Here is a 26,471-nt window from a genome sequence, read left to right on the forward strand (position 1 = left end):
GCCCTTTAAATGGGCAAAGAGTTTGGTAGATTTTCTTATTTTGAATCCTAAAAAAATGGTAACTTTCCCTTGTTAAAATTAGTACTTCCATGAAACGCCTCTTCTATAGAATACTTAAAGGATTAGTTATTCCTATTGCTTTATTAATACTTGTTTTAGGAGTTTTTTATGAATCCAGAAGTGAGTATGAGGTTGCAGAGCTTACCACCAAGGCCGATCAATTTGTAAATGTCAAAACACAAAAAGAGATCGCACAACTGGCGAAGCAATTGGTGAATGAGATGACACTGGACGAAAAGATAGAACAGTTATACGGAGGAAAGAAGTACAATGTATTAAGCAAGCTAGGGGTTAACATATTAATCAACAAACGCTTTCCACATATTTATGCCGGAGGTAATGAGAGGCTTCAGTTACCACCTTGGGTATTGTCTGACGGCCCGCGAGGAGCCCGTGTAATGCACCCCGATGTAAATGCCGTAACCGTATTTCCTGTAGCCATGTCCAGAGGTGCCAGCTGGGATGTAGATTTAGAAAGACGTGTTCATGAAGCCATCGCTATAGAAATGCGAGCCAACCAGATTAACTATGCTGCTACGCCTTGTATTAATGTACTGCGACATCCTGGCTGGGGAAGAGCGCAAGAAACCTATGGTGAAGACCCATGGCATTTAGGGTCTTTTGGTATCGCAGCGGTAAAAGCCATTGAAAAACATAACTTAATGGCATGTCCCAAGCATTTTGTGATGAATAGTATTGAAAATTCACGATGGGTAGTAAATGTAAAAGCAGATGAACGTACCCTACGTGAAGTCTATCTGCCGCAATTTAAACGAACTGTACAACAAGGCAAACCCGCCTCTATTATGAGTGCCTATAACGCTGTAAATGGAGCATTCTGCGGAAGCAATAAATACTTGCTAACCGATATCTTAAGAAACGAATGGGGATTTGATGGATTTGTAACTACCGATTGGCTCTACGGACTCTACGATGGTGTAGCCGGAATAAAAGCAGGTCAAAATGTAGAAATGCCCATGCAAAAAGCCTATAATGAGAATAGTATTAAAGAAGCATTAGAAACCGGAAGCATTAAAGAAGCTGAAATGGACACCTTAATCCTTCAAACCTTAAGAACCCGCATCAAGTATATAATAGCAGAAGATACACGTGCTTATACCTTTGATGATATTGCCACCCAAGAACACAAAGACCTAGCTCTGGAAGCAGCAGAAAAAGGGATGGTTTTGCTAAAAAATGAAGGGATATTACCTTTTAAGAATGAAAGCGGAAAGAAAATTTTGGTCATAGGTCGTTTAGCAGATGTTGCCAATACCGGAGACAAAGGCAGTAGTGATGCTACTCCCCCCTACGTAATTACCCCCTATCAAGGTATTAAAGCAATGCAAGAAGCCTTAGGGAATGAAGTTACCTTATACAATGGCTTAAGCACAGAAAGAGCCCGTTTGTTGGCAGAAGAAGCAGATGAAGTAATTGTGATTGTTGGTTTTACCAGTAAAGAAGAGGGCGAGTTTATTATTTATGACCGAAAAAAAATGTTAGCCTCTGCAAAAGCAAAAAGACGCTTAGGCTCTTTTGAAGAAGGAGGAGACAGAGAAGACCTTTCTTTACCAGAGGCAGACAGAAATATGCTTAAAGCCCTTGCTGGAAGCAATAAAAATATGGTAGTTACTTATATTGGCGGTGGAGGAATCCATCTCCCTGAATGGATTAGAGAAATGCCAGCCATTCTTTTTGCCTGGTATGCAGGGATGGAAGGTGGTCATGCACTGGCAAATATACTTTACGGTAAAGCCAATCCTAGCGGGAAGCTTCCGTTTAGTATTGCAGCCGATCAGGATGATTATCCTGAATTTAACCCTTATACAGAAGAAGCAACCTATGGGTATTACCACGGCTATACGTTATTTGAGAAAGAGCAAAAAGAAGTTGCCTATCCCTTTGGTTTTGGACTCAGCTACACCAATTTTAAAACCCAAAACCTGAAAATTGCCAAAAAAGCAATTACTCCGGAAGATAAAATCACCGCTTCCATAGAGATTACCAATACGGGAAATGTAGCAGGCAGCGAAGTCATACAATTATATATAGGTTTTAAAAACTCTAAAGTAGATAGGCCCGTAAAACTCCTTCGCAATTTTCACAAGATTCTTTTAGAACCCAAACAACAACAAACCGTTACCCTAAGTGTACTCCCCGAAGATCTAAAATGGTACAATCCAGAAACCAAGCAATGGGAATTAGAGCAAATGGATTATGAGTTGTATATGGGCACTTCTTCTAATGAGAAAGACCTATTGCAAACTAGGTTTAGTATCACAGTACCCGAGATAATCCCTGAAGTTAAAGAGCTGTTGTAAAAAAACAGTGTTAGTAAAGGAGCAAGGGGAGGTGCTGCTTTATAGAACTAATAGCACTAGAGTGCCCGATTTTAGGATTCAATAGGCATTATGCTAATCGTCTGGAACCCCAAAAATTCGGGGTCACCCCGCTGCGCAGGGAGTTTGGAATGACCGTTTTTTAAAAGCATTAGGTTGTGAAGCTCTTTCGGGATTCTTTGTTTGGATGCTGAACCCCGATTTGGGCACTGAGGTACTCGAAGCGCGAGGGGCGGACAAGCAAAAGAAATGACAGGCAAGTAAAAAAATATTTTCTAATGGAGAGGTGTTATGATGAATTAGCTGCCATGGCAGATTCATTAGTAAGATAATTATAATTCTTTCAAACAAACAACACATGTATTACAAAAAGTATTTACTATTTCTGCTTATGCTTTGTAGATAAATAAGAAAAAAATTGTTAAGAAATTATTAAATTGCAGTTACAAATTGAGTGAGATACAATATGGGCGTAGAGAATTTTGCCATTCACTTGGCATATAGCACCTTCCCGACAGGCAACGAACGTGATTTTATAGAGAATAAACTGCATAATTTTACCCGTTATGTAGAAGACACACAGCAATGTATGATAGAAGGGCAAGAATTAGATGCCTGTCTCTATAAGCCGCTGGTATTTCATTTGTTTGGAACGTTTGATGTTGTTTTTATTTCCTTAATAGATAATTATAAATTTTGCCAGAAGGTTTTTGATATAGAACCCTCTGGTTTTGATGTAACTACCAACTATCAAATTGTTACAGGAATATGTGATCCCAGGTTTACTGCTGGGAATAATTCCTCTAGAATAACCTCTTTCTTTCCTTGTGATAATACAATTGAAGAGCGCTCACCGCATTCCAAATTTGTGCATATCACCAACTTTAAAGTAAACAATGGATTGTTGATTGGAAACGGAAATCAACTCATTCATGCTATTTTGGCAAAACTTACCGCAGATTTAGGAGATACTGATTTTATCTTATTTAAATCTTTTAGTTGGTCTGAGATTATTTTGGTGCAATTAGGAGACGATCTTGAAAAAATGCAGGAACGAGTCATTGAATTTCGGGAATTTAGCCTAAGAGATGTGCTTACCGCTTCAGAAAATGCAGTGTCTTCTTTAGAGCAATTGGAGCAAGATTCGTTGTACGCTTCCATCTTGTTTGAAATAGAGGCGTTGACAAAGGAAAAGGTATCCTTGGCAGATAGCCATGTATTTGTAGATACACATTCTTATTCTGGGGTAGACTATTTTCAGTTTAATAAAGATTATGAAGAAAAAAACAATCCATATCTCTTAGATAAGTTTAAATCTTCTATAGAACTTCAGGTAAAACCAGGACATCTCCATAAATTATATGCTATTCTTGATGGTCATCCTATTTTTGATGCGCAAAAGCTAAAGTTTAAAAATGGTAAAACAGATTTTCTGATTAAAGAGAAAGAACATGGAGGGTTTTATTCTAATTATATTGTAAATCAAGTATATCGGCATTTAAATTCAGATATCAAACACCATGTGCGCAAATTGAAAACAAATTTTCTGTTTGATATGGTTGAAGAAACAGGAACCCATCCTGTTACTCATGCCTTAAAAGCAGCGTATCAACCAGCAAAGGAAGCAAATAATGGAAAAGGGATCGTTAACTTTAATCAGTTATTAGCCAATAAATACACCATAGATATCAGGGGGTTGAAGCCGCAAATTAAAAGATTAGGTTTATCAAGGCAGCTAAGAGAAAAGATCTTAAAAGCATTCTCTAATTATAACAATCTTATTAAAGATCCAATTCTTTATGGGGAGTTTATAGAACTCAAAGAATACCTTAGTTTCCTTAAAAAGGATATCAATAAAGAAGTAGCACGTCTAGATGACTTTTTTACGGATCCCATACTATTTTCCGGAAGAGACCAACCAAAATTTCTGAGCTTGCGTTTGATAGAGAAAAAATGGACGGCTTTGTTGGAAATTTATGAAGATGCCTATCACAATAGGGTACACAATAATTATTTGTATGAAGATATTAATGAGTTTAGTATAGATTTTAATAGTGCGGTTAATCAAATAAATAGTATTCAAGATTATATTGTTAAAAATGTAAATAACATTTTCTTTCCTTATTTTAAAGATCAGATTATTGTAACCCAGAATGAAGTAGATTCTAAATCTAATGTGGTAAACGTAAATTATAATGTATACCACTACCTGGAGCCTACTTTAATATTTACGACACTTTTTAAAGAAGTAATGAACGGTGTACTTGAAAAAGCTGGAAATAACAAAAAATCAACCAATAAGGAGTTTTACTTTCAACAGATTTTCAATTTAGATTACTTTACGCAGCTTAGGACGGCAGTGATAGCTAAAAATAAAGGAATATTCTCAAAAGAGCAATCACAACTAATAGAGAATTTTGACTTCTTTTATTTCTTTTCAGATCTCACCAAAATGGCTTTTACCTTTTTATTTGATTATGAATTGTATGAGTTCTGGTGCTGGACCTACTTTTTACAGGATAGCAGTATGTATACTACCAAAGGTTTACCGGATGCAGAACTGTTTCAAAAAGAATTATTGCGCATTGCCTTAATAAAAAAAGTATTTAAAAAGGATGAAGACGATTCTTTTGTGAAGAATCCTGCGCCGGAAATATTTGACCTTTGGCAGAAATACGTTGCTGAGGTAGATACGTTGGCAGAAATTATTGTACAAACTTCAGAATTTCAAGTGGCTAAAGAAAAGTTTAGTAGCTATATATTAGGGCAAAGCTTTGGAACGCTCTCTGATGAAGATCAGGAAAATCTGTGGAATGAAAATAATGCCATGGAATCTTATATAGCCAGTAATCAAAAGCTAACTGGTATTAAAGGACCTAGAATTAGTGATATTGTTAGAAAATTAGATTCTGGGTTGATTAAAATGGCAAAAGATGATGATGTATATAATAACCTGATCACCCAATTTCGTTTTATAAAAAATAGAGGGATTTTATTTGAGACTTATTTAAAAACCAAAGATTATGATTTTTTAAAGATGGACGGATTTTCAGGAGAAGATTATGTTCATAACAAAGAGAATTTCTATATGATTTGTGCGGTAGGGCACGCGGTGCTTTCGTTGTTTCAAAAGGAAATAGGAACTACCAGACTGTTGCGCCGTAACTGGCAAGAAGGAAGCCCCATTGAGAAATTTATACGGTATGAAGATGCCGGAATCTTTATAGACCCTTGTGGGGGATTCTTTTACAATACACCAGCAATAAGAAAAAAATGCTTTGGGTATGTAAATACCATTATTGATTACTTGTGGAATGCGGCGGAAATTGATAAAAAAAGATTGTTTAAATTTAATCTTGATGCAGAATGAAACGAATTCTTTGGATAAGCGATATTCATCTTAACGGTAATAAAACAGATAGGGAAACTAAAAAGTTACTCAGTTCTTTTATATCTTCATTAGATGCTATTGCCAAAGCTCCAGATGTGCTTATTATTAGTGGGGATATTGCAAAATCAGGAAGCGAACGAACGCATTATAACCAATTTCAAAAGCTTTTAATAGACCCGGTTAGAGAAAAGTTTCCAGTGATTAGTATAGTATGTGTACCTGGTAATCATGATGTGAATTGGGATGAGGTAAAGAAGGAGTTGGTCATGCATGTTTTGGAGAATCCAGACGATAAAAACGTAATTACCTCTTTTAAGGAAACCATTGGGGAGAAGTATTTTTTTAATACCTTCAATCAATACGAACGTTTTCATGATAAGATCAAAGCAACTAATGAAATGTCTGATACCTTCTCAGCGGTTACTAAGATAGATTCCCTTGCGGTAATTACCTTAAATAGTGCCTGGTTATCTATTGGAAGTCCTGTGAGTGGATCTGAAATCAAGTCTAGAACCGTTAATAAGATTCTCAATCATAGCATAGAAGTGGAAGGAGCTGATGGTAACAAAGTGCTTTTTGAAGAATTGGGCAATCAAACCTATGGGTTTACGATTCCTGAAGTGAAGAAGGAATTAGATAAAATCTCCGATAAGCTTTTGGAAGAGCCGTATAAAGACCTGTTTAAAATTTTAGTAGTACACCACCCACCTAATAACTGGTTGCATTGGGAAGAGTTATACTCTGATAGAGAATCTGAAAAAAGTGCTTTTCACAACTTTATCATAGACGCAGATATAGATTTAATAGTGAGCGGTCATGAACATACCTCTCTTGTAGAAGGAGGCTTGTTGTATGGGAAGTCATTAGTTTTATACGCCGGAATGTTTTTAGATCATCATGAAAAAGAATATTCAAACTCTTGGTATAAGGTATTAGAAATTGAAAATGAAACCAATCCAGCACAAGCTATAATTAAAGAAAAATGGTATCATTATTCTAATACGGATGGAGGTAATTGGAAAGAAAAAACAGATTTTTCCATGGGGTATCAAGGTTGGAAAAAGGTGAGTAACAGGCTTGAAGCTATAGTACTAAAAGAGCATACAGAGGCAAAGAATGAAGATGCTACGAGAAAAAAAGCGGTAAAAATACTTAGTGAAGCGGCTTTAAAAAAGCGCTTAAAAAAGCAAAAAATAACCGCAGAGATCATTAAGGAAATTTCAAAACTCACCTCATGTAGCGAGTATGTCTCTAGACACATTAAACCAGAAGGTAGGGGTAAACAACCAATTCAAGTTTTAAGTGATGAAAATAGTGTAGTTTTTATAATCAATAATGTATCTGATTTATTTGAAGACTATGATAACAACTTAGAGAAAAATTTGTATCTTTATAAGATTGTTAGTGAAATGAAAGAAATTTCACGCATAAACATTTTTGTATTTTATCTTTATGAAGATGCTAAGAATATTTTAACCAAAGCAGAAAGCAAAAAATTAAAAGAAATTGTTCAAAGTAAATTTGAGCAGTTCAGGCATAAAATTTTTAAACTAGATAGTGTTGTAGAAAATTTAAAAAATGCTAATTTTGCAATCCGCAATTTTAATGAATGAATACTACAGAAGTAAATAAAGACCTTAAAAATGCCATAGCAAGCGTTTTAGACGGCATCATTGAAGTATCTGAAGCAAAACCAGGGGCAATTGAGTCTGGGTTGCTTAAGAAGATTATACACAAAAATAATCGTTCAAAAGTATTGAGTACCGCAGGTGTTCGTTCTGTAAAGCAGGCATACTGGGAGATAGTAGACGAAGCAAGCACAGAAGAAAACTTTAGAAAATTACATCATGCAGAACCTTATTTAAATAAAGGTATCGCATTATTATCTAACACAGGTGCTAAGTCTTTAAGAGTTCCTAACGTAGAGATAAAAGATGTAAAAATGCCAGCTCTAAATGTAGAAGCACTAGAGTATAGATACAATAATGATAAAGAATCGTTTAGCTTTTAAATAAAGACCATTTATTGTTTTTTATAGTTCCATTACCCATAAGGTAATGGTTTTTTGTTTTAAAAGGGTTTGACTATTCGCTAATAGTTCCTTTAAAATTTAGCAAATTTTTAACGATGGTTGCACATGCAACTAATGAAACGTTCCAGTACATTTGCTTTTTGTTTAATCTTTTTACGATCATGTTATTCAATTTTGATGTCACCTTGCTTCCCTGGGTGGGTAAAATTAATAAAGACTTCTCTTTTTTGGTTTCCCAGCGTTTCTCCATGGCATCAATTGATCTAACCGCACATCAATGGCTTTTATTGAAAAAGTTGGATGAATTTGGAGAGCAGCCACAACAAAACTTAGCTTTCATTACAGATAGAGATAAAACATCTTTAACCCGTCTAATAAATATTGTAGAGCGCAAAAAACTAGTAAAAAGAGTACCTTCTAAAGAAGATAAACGCGTAAATAATATTCATATCACAGGTGAAGGAACCAAAACTCTGAAGAAAGCGCTACCTATCATGCAGCAATTAATAGTAGAAATGGAAAAAGGAATAGACCCTGCAGAAATAAAAGAAACAATAGATACTTTAAAAAAAGTACGCCATAACTTAGAAGAACTTACTAACTAAACCATCCCACCCATGCGTAAAATTATTAATGCAATTCTCGGCATCTTACTTATAGTAGGAGCTATTTTTGCGGCGAAAGCACTAATTGCTTCCAAAAAAAAACCTAAACCACGTATAGATAAGGTAATGAAGACCGTATTTATAGATACGGTAAATAATGGTACCATCCCTATTATTATTAAGTCTAATGGAAACTTAACCGCTAAAAACAGAATTGAATTGTTTACAGAAGTTCAAGGGATCTTTAAAGGTAGCAGCAAACCGTTTAAGGAAGGGCAATCATTTACCAAAGGTCAAACATTGGTTAGGATGGATGCTTCTGAATTTTATGCGGGGGTACAGTCTCAAAAAAGCAATCTTTATAATCTAATTGCAGCAGCTATGCCAGATATTAGATTAGACTATCCAGAGGTGTTCCCAAAATGGCAGGCCTACCTTACCAGTTTTGATTTAAACAAAGTAACTCCAGAATTACCGGAAATGACCTCAGATAAAGAGCGCTATTTTATTAATGGACGCGGAATTATTCCTGCATATTACAATGTAAAAAATGCAGAACAGCGTTTGGGAAAATATACGATTACCGCCCCTTTTAACGGAATTCTTACGGAATCATTGGTTACAGAGGGTACCTTAGTGCGAAGCGGTCAACAATTAGGTGAATTTATTGATCCTACAGTATATGAAATAGAAGTGGCAGTTAACAAATCTGTAGGCAACCTATTGAAGGTAGGTAAAGAAGTAAAGCTTACCGATTTAGGAAATCAGATGAACTGGGTTGGAAAGGTAATTAGAGTAAATGGAAAAGTAGATCAACAAACTCAAACCGTAAGTGCTTTTGTAGAAGTAAAAGGTGAAAATCTTAAAGAGGGAATGTATCTGGAAGCCGCATTAAATGCAAGAGAAGAACAAGACGCCATAGAGATCTCCCGTGATTTACTCAGTGAAGAAAATCAAATTTTTGTGGTAAAAGACAGCTTACTAGATGTGATGGATGTAGTGCCTGTGTATTTTTCAGATAAAACAGTGGTACTTAAAGGGGCAAAAGAAGGAACCATCATGCTTAGAAGACCTGTTCCTGGCGCATACCCTGGCATGTTGGTTAAAATATATGAGGAGAAAGAATCCAACAAACCTGAATAAGCCATGCGAAAAATTATAAGTTATTTTATAAAATACCATGTTGCTGTAAATGTGGTTATTCTGGCGTTTTTGGTTTTTGGTCTTATTGGAATGTGGTCATTAAAATCCTCTTTTTTTCCATTAGTAGAATCTAAAATCATCAATATTACCATAGCTTATCCCGGAGCATCTCCTATGGAAATAGAGGAAGGGGTAGTATTGAAAATTGAAGAGAACCTTAAAGGGCTTGACGGTATAGATAGAGTTACCTCCAGTTCTTCAGAAAATTCTGGGGTAATCACCGTAGAAATAGAAAAGGGTAGAAATATTGATTTCATGCTTCTTGAAGTTAAGAACGCGGTAGATCGTGTCCCTTCCTTCCCTACAGGTATGGAACCTTTAATTGTGGCGAAACGAGAAGAAACGCGTCCTACTATTTCTTTTGCTGTAAGCGGCGAGAACATTCCACTAGCAACCTTAAAACAAATAGGGCAGCAAATAGAGAATGAATTGCGTGGTATCGATGGAATTTCACAGATAGATATCACAGGGTATCCGCAAGAAGAAATTGAAATAGCAGTTAATGAAAATAAATTACTTGCTTACGGAATGACATTTAATGATGTGGCACTAGCCGTAGGTAATGCAAATATTCTTGTGACTGGAGGAAATATTAAAACGGCCACTGAAGAATACCTTATTAGAGCCAACGCTCGTAATTACTATGCAGATGAACTTTCAAATCTTGTGGTGAAAGCAGATCCTTCTGGTAATACGGTATACTTAAAAGATGTAGCAATTCTTCGTGATAGATTTTCTGAAAGTCCTAACGCAAGCTATTATGACCGGAATCTTTCTGTAAACGTAACCGTAGTTAGTACCAATAGTGAAGACCTCATCTCTTCGGCAGATAAAGTAAAAGAATATATAGAAGAATTTAATCAGAAATACAATAATATCAAATTAGATGTAGTAAGAGATCTTTCTATCACATTGGTACAAAGAACAGAGTTACTTACTAAGAATGCTATTACTGGGATGTTGTTGGTACTTGCATTTCTCTCGGTGTTTCTTAATACCAGACTTGCTTTTTGGGTAGCATTTGGCTTGCCAATCTCCTTTTTAGGGATGTTTATTTTTGCAGGGCAGTTTGATGTTACTATTAATGTTCTTTCACTTTTTGGAATGATTATCGTAATTGGTATTCTGGTAGATGATGGAATTGTCATCGCAGAGAATATCTATCAGCATTACGAGAAAGGAAAGAAACCAATAGAAGCAGCAATTGATGGAACCATGGAAGTGATACCCCCTGTTGTTTCTGCTATAATTACCACGCTGCTAGCTTTTTCTACCTTCCTCTTTTTAGATAGTAGAATTGGCGAGTTCTTTAGTGAGGTGGCTGTAATTGTAATTCTTACTTTATCCGTTTCATTAATTGAAGCACTTATTATATTACCTGCCCACCTTGCCCATAGTAAAGCACTACAGCCTAAAAATGATAAACCCAAAAAAGGGATTGCAAAATTCTTTGCAAAGATGCGTGGTGTAAATGAATACGGTGATAAAGTGATGGTTTGGCTTCGCGATAATTCATATGCTCCCTTGCTTAAGTTTACCATAAAGAACAAGCTCTTAATGTTTGGTGTTTTTGTAGCAGCCTTTATTCTCACTATAGGTTCTATTGGAGGCGGGATTATAGGCGTAACCTTATTTCCAAGTATAGCAAGTGATCAAATTAATGTGGAGCTTGCAATGCCCAGAGGTACTAATGAAGAGATCACAGATTCTATTATAAGTATGATAGAAGACCATGCATGGGACTTAAATAAAGAACTCACTGAGGAATATCTTGGAGGTACTCAAAAAGTAATGTTTGAGAATACCATTCGTAATATTAATAGTTCTTCTACAGCCAGATTGAGTATAAACATGCTTCCGGGAGAAGAAAGACCAGATGCAGTAAATGCTTCCTTAGTTGCCAATAGGCTTCGGGAGTTAGTTGGACCGGTATTTGGCACGGAAAGGCTCATCTTTGGTTCTGGCGGTAATTTTGGAGGGAGCCCTGTTTCCGTGTCCTTACTAGGAAACAATATAGACGAATTAAAAGCCGCAAAGAAAATTCTTAAAGGAACACTTGAGAAAAATCCGTTATTAAAAGATGTTGCAGATAATGATCCGGCTGGGATAAAAGAAATAAGACTTCAACTAAAAGAAAACGCCTATCTCTTAGGATTAAATGTGCGTTCTGTTATGAATCAGGTGCGAGCTGGATTCTTTGGTCTACAGGCACAACGTTTTCAAAGAGGTGAAGATGAGATACGAGTTTGGGTGCGGTATGATCGTGAAAACAGAGCTTCCATAAATGATTTAGACGATATGCGTATTGTTACTCCTACTGGCGATAGGATTCCATTGGGAGAAATAGCTGATTATTCTATTGAAAGGGGAGATGTAGCCATTAATCACCTTTCTGGAAAAAGAGAAATTCAAGTAACTGCAGATCTTAAAGATCCATCAAATAGCGCTACCGATATTCTTGATAATGTGAAAGCTGAAATTATTCCAGAAATTCAATCCCGATTTCCTACGGTAACTGCATCTTATGAAGGACAAAATAGAGAGGCTGGAAAATTAAGTAGTTCTTTTAATAAGGTGGGGCCAATTATTTTGTTACTGATTTATATAACTATTGCTTTTACGTTTAGAAGTATGAGTCAGCCTTTATTATTGCTATTGTTAATACCCTTTAGTTTAACAGCAGTTGCTTGGGGTCACTGGATCCATAATTTTTCATTAAATGCACTTTCTATGTTAGGGATCATTGCACTAATAGGAATTATGGTGAATGATGGCTTGGTATTGATTGGGAAATTCAATTCGCTACTAAGAGAAGGGTTAAAATTTGATGATGCACTTTACGAAGCAGGGAAAGCACGTTTCCGAGCTATTTTCTTAACTTCCTTAACTACCATGGCCGGTTTAGCTCCCTTGATTTTTGAAAAAAGCAGACAGGCGCAATTTTTAAAACCAATGGCTATTTCTATTGCTTACGGAATAGGTTTTGCCACTTTTCTCACCTTGTTAATGCTGCCCTTGTTTCTTGCTTTTAGCAATAAAGTTAAGGTATTTGCAAAATGGTTAAAAACAGGTGATAAAATTACAGAAGAAGAGGTAGAACGTGCAATTAAAGAACTTAAAGAAGAAGAAGAGTATGCAGAAGTACATTAATTCTATATTTATTGTTTTAGGGCTTATAGCTTACGCACCTATACAAGCACAGGAAATCCTTACTCCAGAAGCGGCAGTAGAAGAAGTGCTAGAAAGTAATCTGGGGATTAAAATAGCTAGGAATACAGAAGCAATTGCCAATAATAATGCAAGTATTTTAAATTCTGGTTACCTACCAACAGTTACAGGTCTGGCAGCAGGAAGTATTGATCGTCAGACAACAGAAGGTACATTGGCTGATGGAAATACAAGGTCTGCGGATGGTGCGGAAACCCGAAGGTACAATGCCTCCATCAATGTAAATTATACCCTTTTTGATGGGTTAGGCAGAATGTATGAATATCGTGCTTTAAAAGAACGGGCGGGTCTTTCTGAGCTAGAAACACGTGAGACCATTGAAACCACTATTTTACAATTGTTTTCTGTGTATTATGAAGTGGCTAGACTGGAAGAGAATGTAACCAACCTTCGCAAAGTTCTTACCATTTCAAAAGATCGTTTAGAGAGAGCAACCTATTTACAAGAATATGGACAAAATACAGGCTTAGATCTTTTAAATGCCAGAGTAGATGTGAATACAGATAGTATTAATTTGTTAAACGCAAATCAACAGCTAAAGAATACAAAAAGAGATTTAAATTTGGTAATTAATAGAGAACTCTCAAAAGAGTTTAAAGTAGATACCACGGTAGCATTTGTTCCGGATTTAAAGATGCAGAATTTATATAAAAATGCTAAAGAGAATAATATAAACATGCTGCAATTAAAAAAGAATCTGGCTATCAATATGCTGGCTGTAAGAAGTGGTTATAGTAACTTTTTACCTACTGTTGGTCTTACAGGTTCTTATGGCTGGAATGAAAGTAATAATAATAGTCCGCTCGCATTTTTAATACAAAATACTTCTAACGGATTTACTGGTGGAATTAATTTAACCTGGAATTTGTTTGATGGCGGAAGTTCCGTTAATACGGTACGAAATGCTAAAATAGCATATGAAAATATGGAGTTACAAGAGCAACAAACAGAACTCCAGATAGAAAGAGATATTAAAAATGCATGGGAAACCTATCAAAATGCATTATTTGTATTCGAGGCACAGGAAGAAAATGTTGCTGTAAACAAAGACAATTTTGATAGAACCGAAGAGCGTTACAAATTAGGACAGGCTACTTCTATTGAATTTAGACAAGCACAAATTAATTACTTGAATTCGTTAATTTCAAAAAATCAAGCCAAATACACAGCTAAATTATCAGAATTACAACTACTGCAAGTGAGTGGCCAATTGTTGAATACAGATTTTTAATTGCGGTTGTAACAAAATGATATGAGGTACTACTAATGTGATAAAATGGAAATTATGAAACCGGAAACCAAGAAAATTATTTTAATTGTTGGGTTATTTGCCTTAGGCTTTATTTTTGGATATTTTGTCATAGGCGAAATTTTATAAAACGATAAAATTTGGAAGAACATTTTTTTCAATGCCCATATTGTTGGGAAGAAATTTCTATGTTACTAGACAGTTCAATTCGTCAGCAGACCTATGTGGAAGATTGTGAAGTCTGTTGTAATCCTATAGAAATTACACCTATTTTTGAAGATGATATACTTCTTGAATTTAGGGCCGTAAATCTAGAACAATAAAAGCCCGCTCCTAAGACAGGAGCACGGACTTTATTTTGCTTACTCTCCTTAATTTGTTGCGGTTTCTTGGTGTATCTGATGTCGCTGAGCTTCTTGTTTTTAGCATTAGTACCTCCAAGAATTTTTTCTAAAGTAAATTTTGGTAATTGAAAGTTTTTTAATTTTTAAACTGTATTCATTTTTGAGCTATATCTTAAATTGATTTTTCTCAGCCCTTCTTTCGTCAGTTTCTGTACCTCCAATAATTTTAGCGGTTAGAAGCCTAATAGCCTGCTTGCCTCTTAAATATTCAATTGATTTTTTTAATGTATCCATTTCAAATTTGAATTATGCCATCATTAGTTGTATTACCTTATTGTGTATTTTAGAAGCACTTTTTGCTCGATTAATCGAAGTTTCTCTATGCATTTCATTTATTTTAGTACCCCCAGTTACTTGGAAGCTTTTCATTTTTGAAATGCTTTTCAATTTTAAAAGATTATTCATAATTAATGATTTTTATTAAGATGATATGTATTGTGTTATTTTATTGAAAGCTTTATCTGCCATTTTAGCTTTATTTACAGTAGTTTCTGAGCCTCCTTTAAGATGATGAAGTTTCAATGGAGATACCTGCCTATTTAAATGTTTTTTTAATGATTTCATTATATTTTGTTTTGAATGTTCTTAAATTTAAGGATTAATCTTTTAGTAGCCAAATATTTACGTTTCCCTAAGGAGTACTCACATAGGGTTGGTTACTTAAGAATGGGTAAATTATTTTTAAGATCTAGCTTTCCTGTTAAATCTTTTACAATTATTTACCAAGCTTACTCATAATCATTTTAGCATTTGTATTTTTAAAAAAAATCAAGCTTGCTAAGTTCCTGCTTGTTAAAAATGGAAAAGAAATGTTTGGATTGTTTAAGAAAAAGTCAGAAAAAGAGGTACTTCAAGCTAAATATCAAAAGCTGATGAAGGAAGCGCATAGTTTATCTACTTCTAATCGTAAATTAAGTGACGAGAAAGTTTTTGAAGCAGAAGAGGTAATGAAACAAATAGATCAATTAGAATAAAGGAAATAGATAAAATATTTATTTATGCTTTCATGATTTATCAGTTTGTAATATTATTTTATTTGGTTATATTCAAACAAAATGTATGTAATGAATTATCTAATTATCGCACTTCAAATTATAGTTGGTGTAAGTATCCTCAATGTATGGTTGATACAAAATAAGAAACCTACTCGCTGGCGCGGTGGTGATGCAAAAACCATCATTGAAGAGTTTCAAGTGTATGGATTACCCGTATGGATGTGCTATTTGATAGGGTTTTTGAAGGTTTCACTTGCTATAGCTCTAATAGCTGGTATTTGGTATCCTGTTTTGATACAGCCAAGTGCATTAGGACTTACCCTTTTATTGTTAGGATCTGTAGTTATGCATTTTAAAATTAAAGATCCTCTTTACAAATCTTTTCCCGCGTTGCTTTTTCTATTGATGTGTCTAGTTATTGCGTTTAGGGATCAGCTCTTACCTTAATTGGCTAAAAGAAAAAGTTTGAAATAATAAATAAACAAGTAAAGATTTAAGGCTGCATAAAAGAAAGCAGGAGAAGAAGCAAGAACCGTATCTTTTATCTTGATACGCACTCCGAAGCCTAAGATCATAAGCAAACATAATCCGGCAGCAGATACTGCTGCTAAAACAGGTGAAAACCAAAATCCTGCCAGGAGACCTAAGCCTCCTATAAGCTGTAAAATTCCAGTTGTGATTCGCCACTGAGGTATCTTAAAACGAATAAATTCATCTTTCATATGTTTTGTTAAAATACAAGTAAAACCGTAAATAAGAAATGATATGCCAGAAATGAATGTAGCTATCAGGGCGACTTTCATAGATTGAATGAATTAAAAAATAATTTACTTCAATTGCGCAAATATCAAATTTAATTTTGCTTTCATTGATAATAAATTGACGTTTGGAAGATACGCACTTTTAAAGCATAATTTGCAGAATTCAATTTCAAATACCCAATAAAATTGTCATAAAATTTACTTTAAAGCTTTTTTTTTGTTGTAGAATGATTTTTTTTGAGAAATTATGCCTTTTTAAAATAAAATTTAGTTAATTTATATTTAATGTATAGAACCAATTGGTTTAGGTTCTTTAATTTTGGAAAAATTTTTAGTATGACATTAATTGAAAGAGCATTGGAATTTGAAGGAAGGAAAATGCGAAATATGAGTACTAGTGATAGAGTGGAGGCTTCTCGCGAGGCAAAAGCTTTGATCTTAGAACTCAATGAAGTTTATAAGGAAAGCAAAGACCCCTATCTTATGGAAGTGATGAAACTTCTTACTGCTAAAAAGCGCACTATTGAAAAGCGACTTAAAGGAGCACCTTTGGTTTAAAAGATATGAGTTATTGTAAATTCATCTCTGGTGCATAAAGGTCTTAATGTTTTAGGTACAGCTTTAGAACCTTGTTGTAATGCCCCTGTAACTGGATATTTTAGAGACGGATACTGTCGTACCATCTCAGAAGATACTGGCACTCATATAGTATGTGCGGTTATAACAAATGATTTTTTAGAATTCACCAGACTTAAAGGTAATGATTTGTCAACTCCTTTGCCCTATTGGAATTTTCCAGGTTTAAAGGAGGGAGACAAATGGTGTTTATGTATTTCCAGATGGCTTCAGGCAGAGAGGGCCGGAGTGGCACCTCCCATTATCCTAGAAGCTATCCCTGAAACAGCACTTAATTATACTGATATTCAATTATTAAAGAAATATAGTTACAAGACTTCTTAGTTCAATCTTTAATTTTAAAAACTATATTTCACAATCATAAATAATTCCTCGAGATTTTCCTTATCTCCGTCTGCAATAGTTAGTGTGAAAGAAGTTTCTAGAGCTATATCTGATGTAGAAGCTTTCACCATTCCCAAATCATCCACTTTTGATAGATTTATAGGAGTACCATCTAAATCTAAAGGAAAACTGGCTGGATTACCTGTTACTGTCGCCATGAGTAACACATTGTCAATGGTAGGAGTTAAACTTTGCACTAAATAGGGCAAGCGTGATTTTTCCAAAGTCATGGTAAGGGTACCATTCTCTTTTAACAAATGCCAATCTTGCGGAAGATCATTTTTAACATTAATAGCTACGTGAAGTCCGGTTTCACCAAGCCCTTGGTTCATAGCAAATAATTGATCTGTTAATGCTGTATTTGCGATCGTTTTAAGTCCGGAACCGCCCTCGCGTGCCGTATATTTTACATGAATAATGGCATCTGCTATTGTTTTATAATCAAACTGTTTTGCTACCTCCGGCAATTCAAGACGCCAGCTACTGATGGCTCCAGTATTTTCAAAAGGCAGGTATCTGTCATCTCTAAAATTCAGTTCAAATACACCACTATCATTTTGTGAAGCACTGGTAGCTATAGATTGAATAGCACCTACATTATAAATAAAACGCTCATCGTTACCTGGATCTTCTGCATATCCTGTTGCTGCTGCGTTATCTGGGTTCGTGTTTTTACGATATCTATTAGTGACTAATGATAACTTGGCACTTACAGAAGTATAGGGGCCAGCAACACATGGAATACTAATACTGATTGATTTTATTCTTCTAAAATACTGTCCTGCATGGTCTATGTCGTACAATACCTCAGGTATTTCAAAATCACAACTTCCAGAGGCTCTTAACGCTACTAGCGCAATAGGATCCAGTTGTGCTAATGAAACATGTTTAGTAATTTCATATTCTCGTTTATTCTTGTCAAGGAAAGAAGTTTCCATGCGTTTGATGTCATGAATTAGGTGATCTGCGCTTTGCAGCCCTTTCTTCATACTATCCCAATATCCAAATGATATAAACGAATCATTATTTCCTAACTCAAAACGATAACACCGTTCTGCTTTTTTAGCAAAGTCGTGTGTTAATTTATAGGCTTTAAAATACACTGAACTAATTTGCCCTATCATCCAATCGTACAATTCTTTGTTGGTGAATTTAGATCGCATAAAATCATCAGTTTTCTTTGCATTTTCAATTTGAAGCTCTTGATTTTTAAGATCGGTTTCTGCGATTTGTTTTCTTATTTCTGCCGCAGCTATTTGTTTTTTAATACTATTTATTTCTTTATCGGCAATACGCTCCTGCAATTTCCACTCATCAAACCTACGGTCATAACTTCCTAAAGTAGAGGCTCTACCTGCTTCAAAAGACGCCACGGAACCTAAAATATTAAGGATGTCTGCACCAATATTGGTAGCTGCAGACAGTGCAGAACCTCCCAGCTGAAAGACTACCTGTGGAGAACCACCAAAGCCGGAAGCACCTACATGAAATTCAGGGACTAGACGCAATGCTCCGGCAACTGTTTTTACAATTTGTGATTTAAACTGATAATCGTTAGCCTCACTTAGTTTATCCAAATTTAGTTGTTCTTTGGAGCTTATTTTTTCAATGGTTTCATAGTAAGACTTTCGTTCTTCAGTTACCAGTTTTGTTCTTTTTAATACTTCTATTTGCTCCTTAGATTCATCTATTTGCAGTTTTTTAATATCTACAACCGCATTGAGTACCTTGAGTTCTAACTTACTTCGCAACAAACTCATCGCTTCTGCATCTTTTTTCTCCAATGCCTGGAGCAGAGAATTACCAAGACTCCTTACTTCCTGTGCAAGTTCAGTTGCTTTTTGAGATAAAACGGTAAATCTATAGTAGGGTGTAGGTGCATTTAATCCACCAATAATAGCAGATAAGTCTAAACCAGAAGCCGCTGCTTTTACTAACATGCCTGGGTCAATAGGAGGTGCAAACAAGGCAAGGCTCCTTTCAACACCGTCAATATTCTGGCAATTTCTTATTTTAAATAATCTATCGGCGATGGTGTCCCAATAGGCATTCATATTTTCATTGCCTGGAATACAAAAGTATAACATAGAAAGCGTGACTGGTGGAGGTGGAAGTTCTGCGCCTGCTTCAGGTAGTACTGAAAAATCGGGAAGTATATTCTCTAGTTCAATCAATGCATTACCAAAGCTATCTAATTTCGCTTCCATTTGATTATAGGTTTCATAGGGCTGTTTGATAGCGGAAGGTACTATTCTAGGTTTAGGTCCTAATAATTTATCAGCGAGAATATACATTTGCGTAGCTTGTGCTAAAGACTCCATAGTGTCTTGCCTAAAAAGATAATCGCCCCACTCTACAAGATTGTCAATATACTTCATGAGTAACGCTTTTTGATAGGCAACAGGCCTGGTACGCATGATAACATCTGGTCTAAAAGGTTTGGCTCTCCATTCTGAGATAGCAAACTCCAATTCTTTTATTTCTAGGGTTGCTGGATTTGCCACTGCATTTAGTAAGGTGTCAATACGCTGTGCGATATAATCTGCTCCTTGGTTTAGATAGAAAGGTTTGGTTACCCAGTATTTCTGAACTCCGTTACCTGATAAAGCTCCTGTAGGGTTAAACATATAGTGAAACCAGGTAAGCGCTTCTTCAAAACGTTGATTTTTGGTGAGACTTCCAGCAATATGTAAAGGTACACGGAAAAATAAATCCCAATTATAAACACTATAACTACCTTCACTAGTGAAGTCAACATCTTCTATAGGATAGGAAAGTGTTTTGGAGCCGTCTTCATTCTTAATAAAAGTTTGTGGAACAAAGCCAGAAGGACCATAATGATCTTTAAAATTGAAGTTGGTTACCTGAGTTTGTGTATCTCTTTTCATAAGAGCAGGAATACCGTCTTTGTATAAAATGCTTCTGAGTTTACATACCAGCGGATGGTACATATTCTTGAATTGTTCTCCATATACCAGTCCTTGACTGGCTTTAAGCTCTCTAATCCAGTCATCAAACTCTGCATCTCCTGTATTTCCAATAAGAAAATTGAAAACAAAATCCAGGGTTTCATATTTGGAAATTTCCATTAAGATATTCTGAAAATCAGCATCATTAATTATCGTTTGAATTGCTGCATCATCATTTGCTGGTGGTGTTTCATCAAATTCAGCACTTATCTTTTTAAACCAATTTTGAATATCTTCAATAAGTGTAAATACATCTGATGCGGTTCGTTTTTCACTGTCATTTAGGGTTCTAACAGAAGCTGCTCCGGGAATATTGGTTTCACTGTCTTTTTTATAAAAACCGGGAATAATAACATAACTATGGTTACTGTCTTCTTTAAAATAAGGGAGCAGTGTGCCTAATGGAAGCTTGAACCCATAACGTTTATCTCTCACTACGATACCAATAAGTAACCTGATGAAAAGTTGAACCATCAAAGCAATAAAGTCTAGTGAGGTGAATTGATGTGGATAGCTTATTCTAAATTTACCTGGAGTTTTATCCAATAGTTCGTAGAAAAGGAAAATAGAGAGTCCGTTTCTAATTGAGAGATCGTCTGGGTTTACTCTTGGTTGAGAATTGGGCCAGTTAGGTCTTTCAAAATAGCGTTGTGCCTTCAGTTCAGCATCTTTAAAATCAGGATAAAAATCAGGAAAAGAGAGACTTCCTTCGGCAATAAGTTCTGGGTATCCTTTACATCCCGTAATATCAAAAACACCATTTAATTCATGGTAATCTATATCGTCAAAAGTACTTCTCACAACTAGTATTTGATCTGTGAATTCAGAAAACAACAGGTTGTAACTTTTTTTGTCAAAATAATCACTATCAGTAGTGTATTCTTGAGGAGTACTAATACCTTCGTGAGATACCCGTTTAGGTTGCCATTGTTGATTTGCATATTCGCTTATTGCGAGTTGTATTTTTAGCTTTTTACGAGGTTTGGCAATAGGCTGTTCTGCAGTGCTAGATTGATCTGGTAGCGCCGCTCCTTGATTTGGATCTGCTTCCTCTGTAAACACAGGCCAAGAAAGATGTAATCTATTATTACGCATAAATGCTAACAAATGGTCTCCAGTTATTTCTAGTTCTACTTTTTCCCAAGGAGTCCAATAACGTTCTTTTTCAAATCGGCGATAATAATAAATACTAGGATCTCCTCCTTTAGTGCGAGCAAAAACATGCATATTTTTCACCTTAGGATCATACCAAGTTGCCATTACTTCCAGAAATGCAATTTCATCTAGTTTTTCCAGATACTTCTTTAAAGCTTCTTCGGCAGAATCATTGGTAAGTTCGTTTTGTTGGATTTCATTAATAAATTCATCAAGCAAATACGACTTATCATCGGTTAGAGTAACATCGTACCAATTTTCTGGATAAAGAAATACCTTCCGGTTTGCTTCCCATACCCGGTAGTTTTTCATCCATTTCCATTGTTCCCAATTAGGATCATCTTCCAAATCTGCAATAGCATCTGGTTCTAACCCCATTAGACATCTTTGTGCAAAAAGCTGAATGCTTCCATGTGCCTGAACAATTCTTGAAGATGGCATACAGGCTTCCATTTGTACATCAACTAAAAGATAATCATAAAGATCATTCTCATCTTTCATCTCTGGATTAGTAGCCAGCAAATAGGTAACAAGCGCATCTCTTTTTTGAAGGCGAATGGCATCCATAATTTCTTTAAGTGTACTAAGCCAGGTACTTTCATCATACCTTGATTTCAACGTAGCACGTAAGTCATTGGCTTCTGTACTAGTTAGCGTAGGTTTGATATATGTTTTAATTTGCTCAAGAGAGGCACCAGAAGTTCGTATGATTTCTGCGGAATCTAGCCATAGTTTCCAATTTTCCGGATTCCGGTAAAGCGTGCTATCAAACGCAGCAAATCTATAAGCATCAACAGCATCTAAATCGGTTTTTTCATACCCAGTAAGAACAGACATTGCTGTAAGAAAAGCATCCCGATTTGCAGGAGATGTTAGCATATCTGCAATAGTAAAGAACGTTACAGGGTTTTCAGCATCTACCGGATTAACCACTGGATTAAGTTCGCTATGATATGCAGCGATACGACAAAAATCAATATAGTCTGAAAAGGCAATGGCTACATGCCCAGCTTCATAAGGGAGTTTGTCAAACTCAAGCCAATTTAGGGCTTCATTATTGGTAAGAAACCATGCCAGACTTTCTTCATCCATTTCAAATGCCTCAACTAGGGGGAACATTTTGTGTAGTAATCGCAAGGCTCCATATTGCTTCGGATAATTAATAGCACTTACGGCATTGTTAAAAGAATCTGCAAGCAAAACCGCTATTTTATCAGTCCCAGGAGCAGGTTGCTTCAGCATTGCATTTTCTAAAATCACTTTGGTAATTGCCAGATCAGCATTAAAAGCGGTTGAAATAATGCGTTCAAGTTCTAATTGTTTTTCTTTTTTGATATTAAATAGCGCTATTTCATCTAAAAGTGCTTGCACTAAATCTTTTTGCTCTGCATCAGAATTTGCGTTAACAGGAAGTGCATTTAGTGCATCTATAGCGGCATTAATTGGGAGGCGGTTTATTTCAACATTAAAATGATCATCAATAAAGGTCTTTGCACCTGCGGCATCAGTAACATCTGTCCAGTCTCTCTCTAAAAATTTAAGTATGGTTTTTACATCTTCTTCAGAAACACCTTCTAGGGCTGCAAGGGTATTATTAAGGTTTTCTTGTTGTTCTGTTGCAGATAGATTCTCATCAAAAAGAGATTTGTGTGTTTCTAAAATTTCCTCATAAGACTCTTTTAAAAGGGTTAGTTGCTCTTCAATTTTTTCATCACTAATAGTTCTGTCATCTAAATTAGTAGCCTCATGTGCCAGCATATATTTTATAGCTGTCGCATTTAAAGGGGAGTGTTTGAAATGTTCTGTTATTTTAATGAATTGCAAGACTTTCTCAGGTTCAGATGAAAAGTCAATTCCACTTAATTGTATGATTTCTGCAAAATCTTCTGCTTTAAGCTTTAGCTTTTTACTAAGTCTAGATAATAATAACAGAAAACTTAAATTTTTAAAAGTAAGATTGTCATCTGCTAGCAGAGGCAGTAGAAATTCAAGGTCTTTCTCCTTCACTTGAAGGCAGGTGCTAATATATGCTTTAAAAGTACTTATCAATTGTGATCCATCTACTTTTTCAGGAAGCAGTGCCTCTTCTATAATTCCGTTTTTTGCCTTGTTCAGGAAAATTTTGTGATAGAGAGGTTTGGGTGCGTCTTCATCGTAAATAGAATGCGGAATTTCACCAAAACAGCCTAGCAGCTCTTCTAGCTTGATTTTAGTTTTTTCTGTGATCTCTACTAATTGAGCTGCGATAATAAGGCATGCATCGTTTAAAGAACCTTTACCAAGGTTGGACTGTGAAATAATTTCTTCTAATTCTTCATGTTTCCAGCCTGTTTTTTTCTGTAAGCGAAGAAAGCGGTGCAATCTATCTAGCACCTCTAAATCAAGATTTTCAATTTCTTTTTCTGAAGTGTCACAACTAAGATCGTTATGTTTAATAAATAAATTACCATTTGTGTCAATAAAGGGAAGTTTAAGTAGCAAATCTAATTCCGTATAGGTCAAATTAGTACGATCTAGAAACTGATCTACCTTTTTTAAATAGGAAACGGTATTTCCTGGCGCTGGAACATTCCAATAATCTTGCTGGGCTGCATTGTTATTTGGATTTGGTTTTTTAGTAATAATACCTCTTTCCAATTCTGTTAGTCCAAGCTTTTCTGCTGCAATGACTTCATCAGAAGGATTAGCACCTACTTTAAAGGTTTTCATTAAAGCTGCTCTTTCCAGATCAAACCGCTTTAGATATGCTTTTGCCTCTGTATGGTCTAAATCAAAAGGAAGCCCAAAAGCATAGGTTCTTTTTTTAAGCTCTTCGTAAGCATTTGAGTTTACATATTCTGGCGCTGCATCTAACTCTTCAGCAGAAGAAAGTGTTTGCCTAAGTTGATAAATTTTATAGTTGTTTCCTCCTGTATTTACAATTTTGCATACCAGTTTGGTATCTCTTAGGTAATGCGGTAATGTAGTGGATGAAACATTTGATTCAGTTTCAAATATTTGAGCATCTTTGGTCACCGGAAGTTTCGCAAGGATTAAAGCATCATAGAGCGCACCAGCTATTTTACCTTTAAGCGGGTCTGTTCCATCAGAAAGCACACCGTTGTAGTCTATCCCTTGATCTGGTGCGATTAATTCTTCCAGCAATTCACAAACTAGGTCAATATACTTTACAGGTGTATTGGCATTGGCACAGCTCAAATCTATTTCTCCCAAGTCTGGTCTTCTAGAAAAAAGTTCTGTTTTGGCATTACCAGCAACCACACTACGGTTGTTTATAAATTGCAGAATTTCTACGAGGTATGCTGCTGGGCTGTATACAGATCTGCAATGTTCACATTCGCAGGTATCGGTAAGTTTGAAGAGCGACTTGAGATTAGGAAAGTCGTTACTCACTGCTTCCAGTTTAAGAGCCAATGAATCCGTTTCAAAAGAAGCAATATCCAGAATACTCATGCTGTCCTGCAATTCTCCTATGAGCAGCATGGCAGCCGTATTTCGGTTTTCGGCTTTTGCATAGATTTCTTCCGCTTCAATTTTGCCAATTCCAGCTTTGGGTGCTATTTCATTTACAAACCTATGTGATCCTATAGAGGTAATTGCATAAGCCGAATGGATCTTTTCTTTACGCAATGCCATGGTTTTTGAATAATTGGGCGCAAGCTTGAAAATTCGTTGGATTGATTTTAGTTCGCCCGAAATAGCTTCATGGTCTTTTTTGGAAACTTTTTTAGCTTTTAAGTAGGGGTCAATTGAATCTTTTTGAAGGTCAAAATCCTCATTTTTATTTAAAAAAGCAACAATCTTTTTTTGGTTTTCCAGTACTGGCTTTTTTGCTCTTTCTAATTGTGCTGTAAATGCTAATGTGGGATATTCTTTTTCAAGCTTTCGCGTAATTGTTGATGCGTAACTTTCAATAAGTTTCTTATCATTTAAATTAGGTTGTACTTTGCTTATTTCTTTAACCCACTCTTTTGTATTTAGTTTCGCCAATTCTCTGATTGCTTGTGGTTTTTTAATACCACGTGATTTGGCTACTTTTTTAATGATTTTAGCTTCAAAACCTTTAAGATCTAAAAGTTTGTTTGTTTGCTTTGTTTTTTTAGATCGTTTTCCGGTTTCAAATAGGCTAGGATCAGTAATTTGATCTAGAATCTTTAAAGGATCATTCTTGTGTTGAGTGAATATATCTTGAATTTCCTTTATTTTTTTAGTGTTTAGGGCATTGCTTAGAATATTAATTGCTTTTTCTGAATGCTCTTTTTCGTAATAGGTATTTGCTTGTTGTTCGTATGAAGAAAGTAATTTTAAGTAACCATCTAGATTTTTAAGAACATCCGAAGAAATGATCATTTCCTGAGCAGCCTCCTCTATATCTTTTTGTATTTTTTCATGGGCTGTAAGTGCAATATCGTAAAGGAGTATTTGGTCGTTATTATTGATTGCGACACTTGCTCTAGCTTTTAGTGTTGAACCCGCTTCATTGAAAAGCAGGGTGTTTTTTCTAAATAGACCATAGAAGAAGGCCGCGGCCATTTTGGTCTTTTTTTCGAGTCGGTGTGCAACAGCAAGGTGTTCTATTTTGTCTGGAAATTCATTGAGCTCACGAGATAAAAAGGTAACATCTTTATTTTTATTTGATTCTTCTAGTGTGGCAATGGCAACTTTACCAGCTAGAAAAGAAACATCTTTAACTAATCTGTCAAACTCTATTTCTTCAGGAAGAAAGGAGGTTGAAACAACAAGGGTAAACACTTCTCTTTTACTCGCATTAAAACGGATATCTTCGGTAGTAGATTTATAAAGTTCTTTTTTATGAATCGTCGTAAATATTTTAAAAGCCAGATCGGCAGTTTTCTTTCCTCTACCTTTTAGCTGGCTGTGTTGCCATGAAAGTTCAAAGTTCCCATTTTTATCCGTAGCTGTTTCTGAAAGTAACTGCCATGAACGCATATCGGCATCGTATACCGAAACGTTTACCCCAATTACTGGTTTCCCACTGGTGTTGATAACTTTACCGAGTATGCTATTTATTTGCTGATTTTTGATTGTTGTTGCCATGA

18 protein-coding genes are annotated in these 26,471 nt (G+C 35.5%); 13 read left to right on the forward strand and 5 right to left on the reverse strand.

Annotated elements, in window-relative coordinates; all coding sequences use genetic code 11:
* Nucleotides 1-89 precede the first annotated feature (89 nt).
* From WBG07_RS07300 to WBG07_RS07340, 9 genes are all read left to right on the forward strand, one after another.
* Nucleotides 90-2,381: a beta-glucosidase family protein gene (locus WBG07_RS07300; protein ID WP_340199955.1), complete on the forward strand. Its 2,292-nt coding sequence runs from the start codon at nt 90-92 to the stop codon at nt 2,379-2,381.
* Between the two features lie 484 nt (nt 2,382-2,865).
* Nucleotides 2,866-5,769 carry a hypothetical protein gene (locus WBG07_RS07305; RefSeq protein ID WP_340199957.1) on the forward strand — a complete coding sequence of 968 codons (2,904 nt, stop codon included), beginning with the start codon at nt 2,866-2,868 and terminating at the stop codon, nt 5,767-5,769.
* Nucleotides 5,766-7,403: a metallophosphoesterase family protein gene (locus WBG07_RS07310; protein WP_340199958.1), complete on the forward strand. Its 1,638-nt coding sequence runs from the start codon at nt 5,766-5,768 to the stop codon at nt 7,401-7,403. The genes WBG07_RS07305 and WBG07_RS07310 overlap by 4 nt, the downstream gene beginning before the upstream one ends.
* Nucleotides 7,400-7,801: a hypothetical protein gene (locus WBG07_RS07315; RefSeq protein ID WP_340199959.1), complete on the forward strand. Its 402-nt coding sequence runs from the start codon at nt 7,400-7,402 to the stop codon at nt 7,799-7,801. Before WBG07_RS07310 ends, WBG07_RS07315 begins: the two co-directional genes overlap by 4 nt.
* Nucleotides 7,802-7,983: 182 nt before the next feature.
* The gene (locus tag WBG07_RS07320; protein ID WP_340199960.1) at nt 7,984-8,427 is read left to right on the forward strand and encodes a MarR family winged helix-turn-helix transcriptional regulator; all 444 of its coding nucleotides are present in this window, start codon (nt 7,984-7,986) and stop codon (nt 8,425-8,427) included.
* 12 nt (nt 8,428-8,439) lie between these two features.
* Nucleotides 8,440-9,570 (forward strand): efflux RND transporter periplasmic adaptor subunit, encoded by a 1,131-nt coding sequence (locus WBG07_RS07325; protein WP_340199961.1) that lies wholly within the window; start codon nt 8,440-8,442, stop codon nt 9,568-9,570.
* Between the two features lie 3 nt (nt 9,571-9,573).
* Nucleotides 9,574-12,780, forward strand: a complete 3,207-nt coding sequence (locus WBG07_RS07330; protein WP_340199962.1) for an efflux RND transporter permease subunit — start codon at nt 9,574-9,576, stop codon at nt 12,778-12,780.
* The gene (locus tag WBG07_RS07335; RefSeq protein ID WP_340199963.1) at nt 12,764-14,089 is read left to right on the forward strand and encodes a TolC family protein; all 1,326 of its coding nucleotides are present in this window, start codon (nt 12,764-12,766) and stop codon (nt 14,087-14,089) included. The genes WBG07_RS07330 and WBG07_RS07335 overlap by 17 nt, the downstream gene beginning before the upstream one ends.
* Before the next feature lie 158 nt (nt 14,090-14,247).
* On the forward strand, nt 14,248-14,430 hold the full coding sequence (locus WBG07_RS07340) for a CPXCG motif-containing cysteine-rich protein (protein WP_340199964.1): 183 nt from the start codon (nt 14,248-14,250) through the stop codon (nt 14,428-14,430).
* Between the two features lie 186 nt (nt 14,431-14,616).
* Here the strand turns inward: WBG07_RS07340 and WBG07_RS07345 are convergent, their stop codons facing one another.
* Genes WBG07_RS07345 through WBG07_RS07355 form a run of 3 tightly spaced genes read right to left on the reverse strand, consistent with a single transcriptional unit; the run spans nt 14,617 to nt 15,075 of the window.
* Nucleotides 14,617-14,745 (reverse strand): hypothetical protein, encoded by a 129-nt coding sequence (locus WBG07_RS07345; RefSeq protein ID WP_340199966.1) that lies wholly within the window; start codon nt 14,743-14,745, stop codon nt 14,617-14,619.
* Nucleotides 14,746-14,757: 12 nt separating this feature from the next.
* Nucleotides 14,758-14,880 (reverse strand): hypothetical protein, encoded by a 123-nt coding sequence (locus WBG07_RS07350; protein ID WP_340199968.1) that lies wholly within the window; start codon nt 14,878-14,880, stop codon nt 14,758-14,760.
* 51 nt (nt 14,881-14,931) lie between these two features.
* Nucleotides 14,932-15,075 (reverse strand): hypothetical protein, encoded by a 144-nt coding sequence (locus tag WBG07_RS07355; RefSeq protein ID WP_340199970.1) that lies wholly within the window; start codon nt 15,073-15,075, stop codon nt 14,932-14,934.
* Between the two features lie 245 nt (nt 15,076-15,320).
* Here WBG07_RS07355 and WBG07_RS07360 point away from each other — a divergent pair, with 245 nt between their 5' ends.
* Both WBG07_RS07360 and WBG07_RS07365 read left to right on the forward strand, forming a co-directional pair.
* Nucleotides 15,321-15,485 (forward strand): Lacal_2735 family protein, encoded by a 165-nt coding sequence (locus tag WBG07_RS07360; protein WP_340199972.1) that lies wholly within the window; start codon nt 15,321-15,323, stop codon nt 15,483-15,485.
* Nucleotides 15,486-15,575: 90 nt separating this feature from the next.
* On the forward strand, nt 15,576-15,953 hold the full coding sequence (locus WBG07_RS07365) for a DoxX family protein (RefSeq protein WP_340199974.1): 378 nt from the start codon (nt 15,576-15,578) through the stop codon (nt 15,951-15,953).
* Here the strand turns inward: WBG07_RS07365 and WBG07_RS07370 are convergent.
* Entirely contained in the window at nt 15,950-16,309 is a 360-nt protein-coding gene (locus tag WBG07_RS07370; protein WP_340199975.1) for a DoxX family protein, read from the reverse strand. The two genes, WBG07_RS07365 and WBG07_RS07370, sit on opposite strands and share 4 nt — an antisense overlap.
* Before the next feature lie 294 nt (nt 16,310-16,603).
* Here WBG07_RS07370 and WBG07_RS07375 point away from each other — a divergent pair, with 294 nt between their 5' ends.
* Together WBG07_RS07375 and WBG07_RS07380 are read left to right on the forward strand one after the other, a co-directional pair.
* Nucleotides 16,604-16,825 (forward strand): hypothetical protein, encoded by a 222-nt coding sequence (locus tag WBG07_RS07375; protein WP_340199976.1) that lies wholly within the window; start codon nt 16,604-16,606, stop codon nt 16,823-16,825.
* 30 nt (nt 16,826-16,855) lie between these two features.
* On the forward strand, nt 16,856-17,227 hold the full coding sequence (locus WBG07_RS07380) for a DUF2237 family protein (protein ID WP_340199978.1): 372 nt from the start codon (nt 16,856-16,858) through the stop codon (nt 17,225-17,227).
* A gap of 14 nt (nt 17,228-17,241) precedes the next feature.
* On the opposite strand, the gene WBG07_RS07385 is transcribed toward WBG07_RS07380, so the two are convergent.
* The gene (locus tag WBG07_RS07385) at nt 17,242-26,469 is read right to left on the reverse strand and encodes a Tc toxin subunit A-related protein (protein WP_340199980.1); all 9,228 of its coding nucleotides are present in this window, start codon (nt 26,467-26,469) and stop codon (nt 17,242-17,244) included.
* Between the last annotated feature and the right edge of the window lie 2 nt (nt 26,470-26,471).

This window comes from Ascidiimonas meishanensis (genome assembly GCF_037782385.1).
Taxonomy (GTDB): domain Bacteria; phylum Bacteroidota; class Bacteroidia; order Flavobacteriales; family Flavobacteriaceae; genus Ascidiimonas; species Ascidiimonas meishanensis.

What these genes read in the sequence shown, in the direction of transcription:
- WBG07_RS07385 (WP_340199980.1), bottom strand. Translation starts at nt 26,469, where the DNA reads ATGGCAACAACAATCAAAAATCAGCAAATAAATAGCATACTCGGTAAA.
- WBG07_RS07365 (WP_340199974.1), top strand. Translation starts at nt 15,576, where the DNA reads ATGAATTATCTAATTATCGCACTTCAAATTATAGTTGGTGTAAGTATC.
- WBG07_RS07330 (WP_340199962.1), top strand. Translation starts at nt 9,574, where the DNA reads ATGCGAAAAATTATAAGTTATTTTATAAAATACCATGTTGCTGTAAAT.
- WBG07_RS07325 (WP_340199961.1), top strand. Translation starts at nt 8,440, where the DNA reads ATGCGTAAAATTATTAATGCAATTCTCGGCATCTTACTTATAGTAGGA.
- WBG07_RS07300 (WP_340199955.1), top strand. Translation starts at nt 90, where the DNA reads ATGAAACGCCTCTTCTATAGAATACTTAAAGGATTAGTTATTCCTATT.
- WBG07_RS07320 (WP_340199960.1), top strand. Translation starts at nt 7,984, where the DNA reads ATGTTATTCAATTTTGATGTCACCTTGCTTCCCTGGGTGGGTAAAATT.
- WBG07_RS07310 (WP_340199958.1), top strand. Translation starts at nt 5,766, where the DNA reads ATGAAACGAATTCTTTGGATAAGCGATATTCATCTTAACGGTAATAAA.
- WBG07_RS07335 (WP_340199963.1), top strand. Translation starts at nt 12,764, where the DNA reads ATGCAGAAGTACATTAATTCTATATTTATTGTTTTAGGGCTTATAGCT.
- WBG07_RS07305 (WP_340199957.1), top strand. Translation starts at nt 2,866, where the DNA reads ATGGGCGTAGAGAATTTTGCCATTCACTTGGCATATAGCACCTTCCCG.
- WBG07_RS07345 (WP_340199966.1), bottom strand. Translation starts at nt 14,745, where the DNA reads ATGGATACATTAAAAAAATCAATTGAATATTTAAGAGGCAAGCAGGCT.
- WBG07_RS07370 (WP_340199975.1), bottom strand. Translation starts at nt 16,309, where the DNA reads ATGAAAGTCGCCCTGATAGCTACATTCATTTCTGGCATATCATTTCTT.
- WBG07_RS07315 (WP_340199959.1), top strand. Translation starts at nt 7,400, where the DNA reads ATGAATACTACAGAAGTAAATAAAGACCTTAAAAATGCCATAGCAAGC.
- WBG07_RS07355 (WP_340199970.1), bottom strand. Translation starts at nt 15,075, where the DNA reads ATGAAATCATTAAAAAAACATTTAAATAGGCAGGTATCTCCATTGAAA.
- WBG07_RS07350 (WP_340199968.1), bottom strand. Translation starts at nt 14,880, where the DNA reads ATGAAAAGCTTCCAAGTAACTGGGGGTACTAAAATAAATGAAATGCAT.
- WBG07_RS07375 (WP_340199976.1), top strand. Translation starts at nt 16,604, where the DNA reads ATGACATTAATTGAAAGAGCATTGGAATTTGAAGGAAGGAAAATGCGA.
- WBG07_RS07360 (WP_340199972.1), top strand. Translation starts at nt 15,321, where the DNA reads ATGTTTGGATTGTTTAAGAAAAAGTCAGAAAAAGAGGTACTTCAAGCT.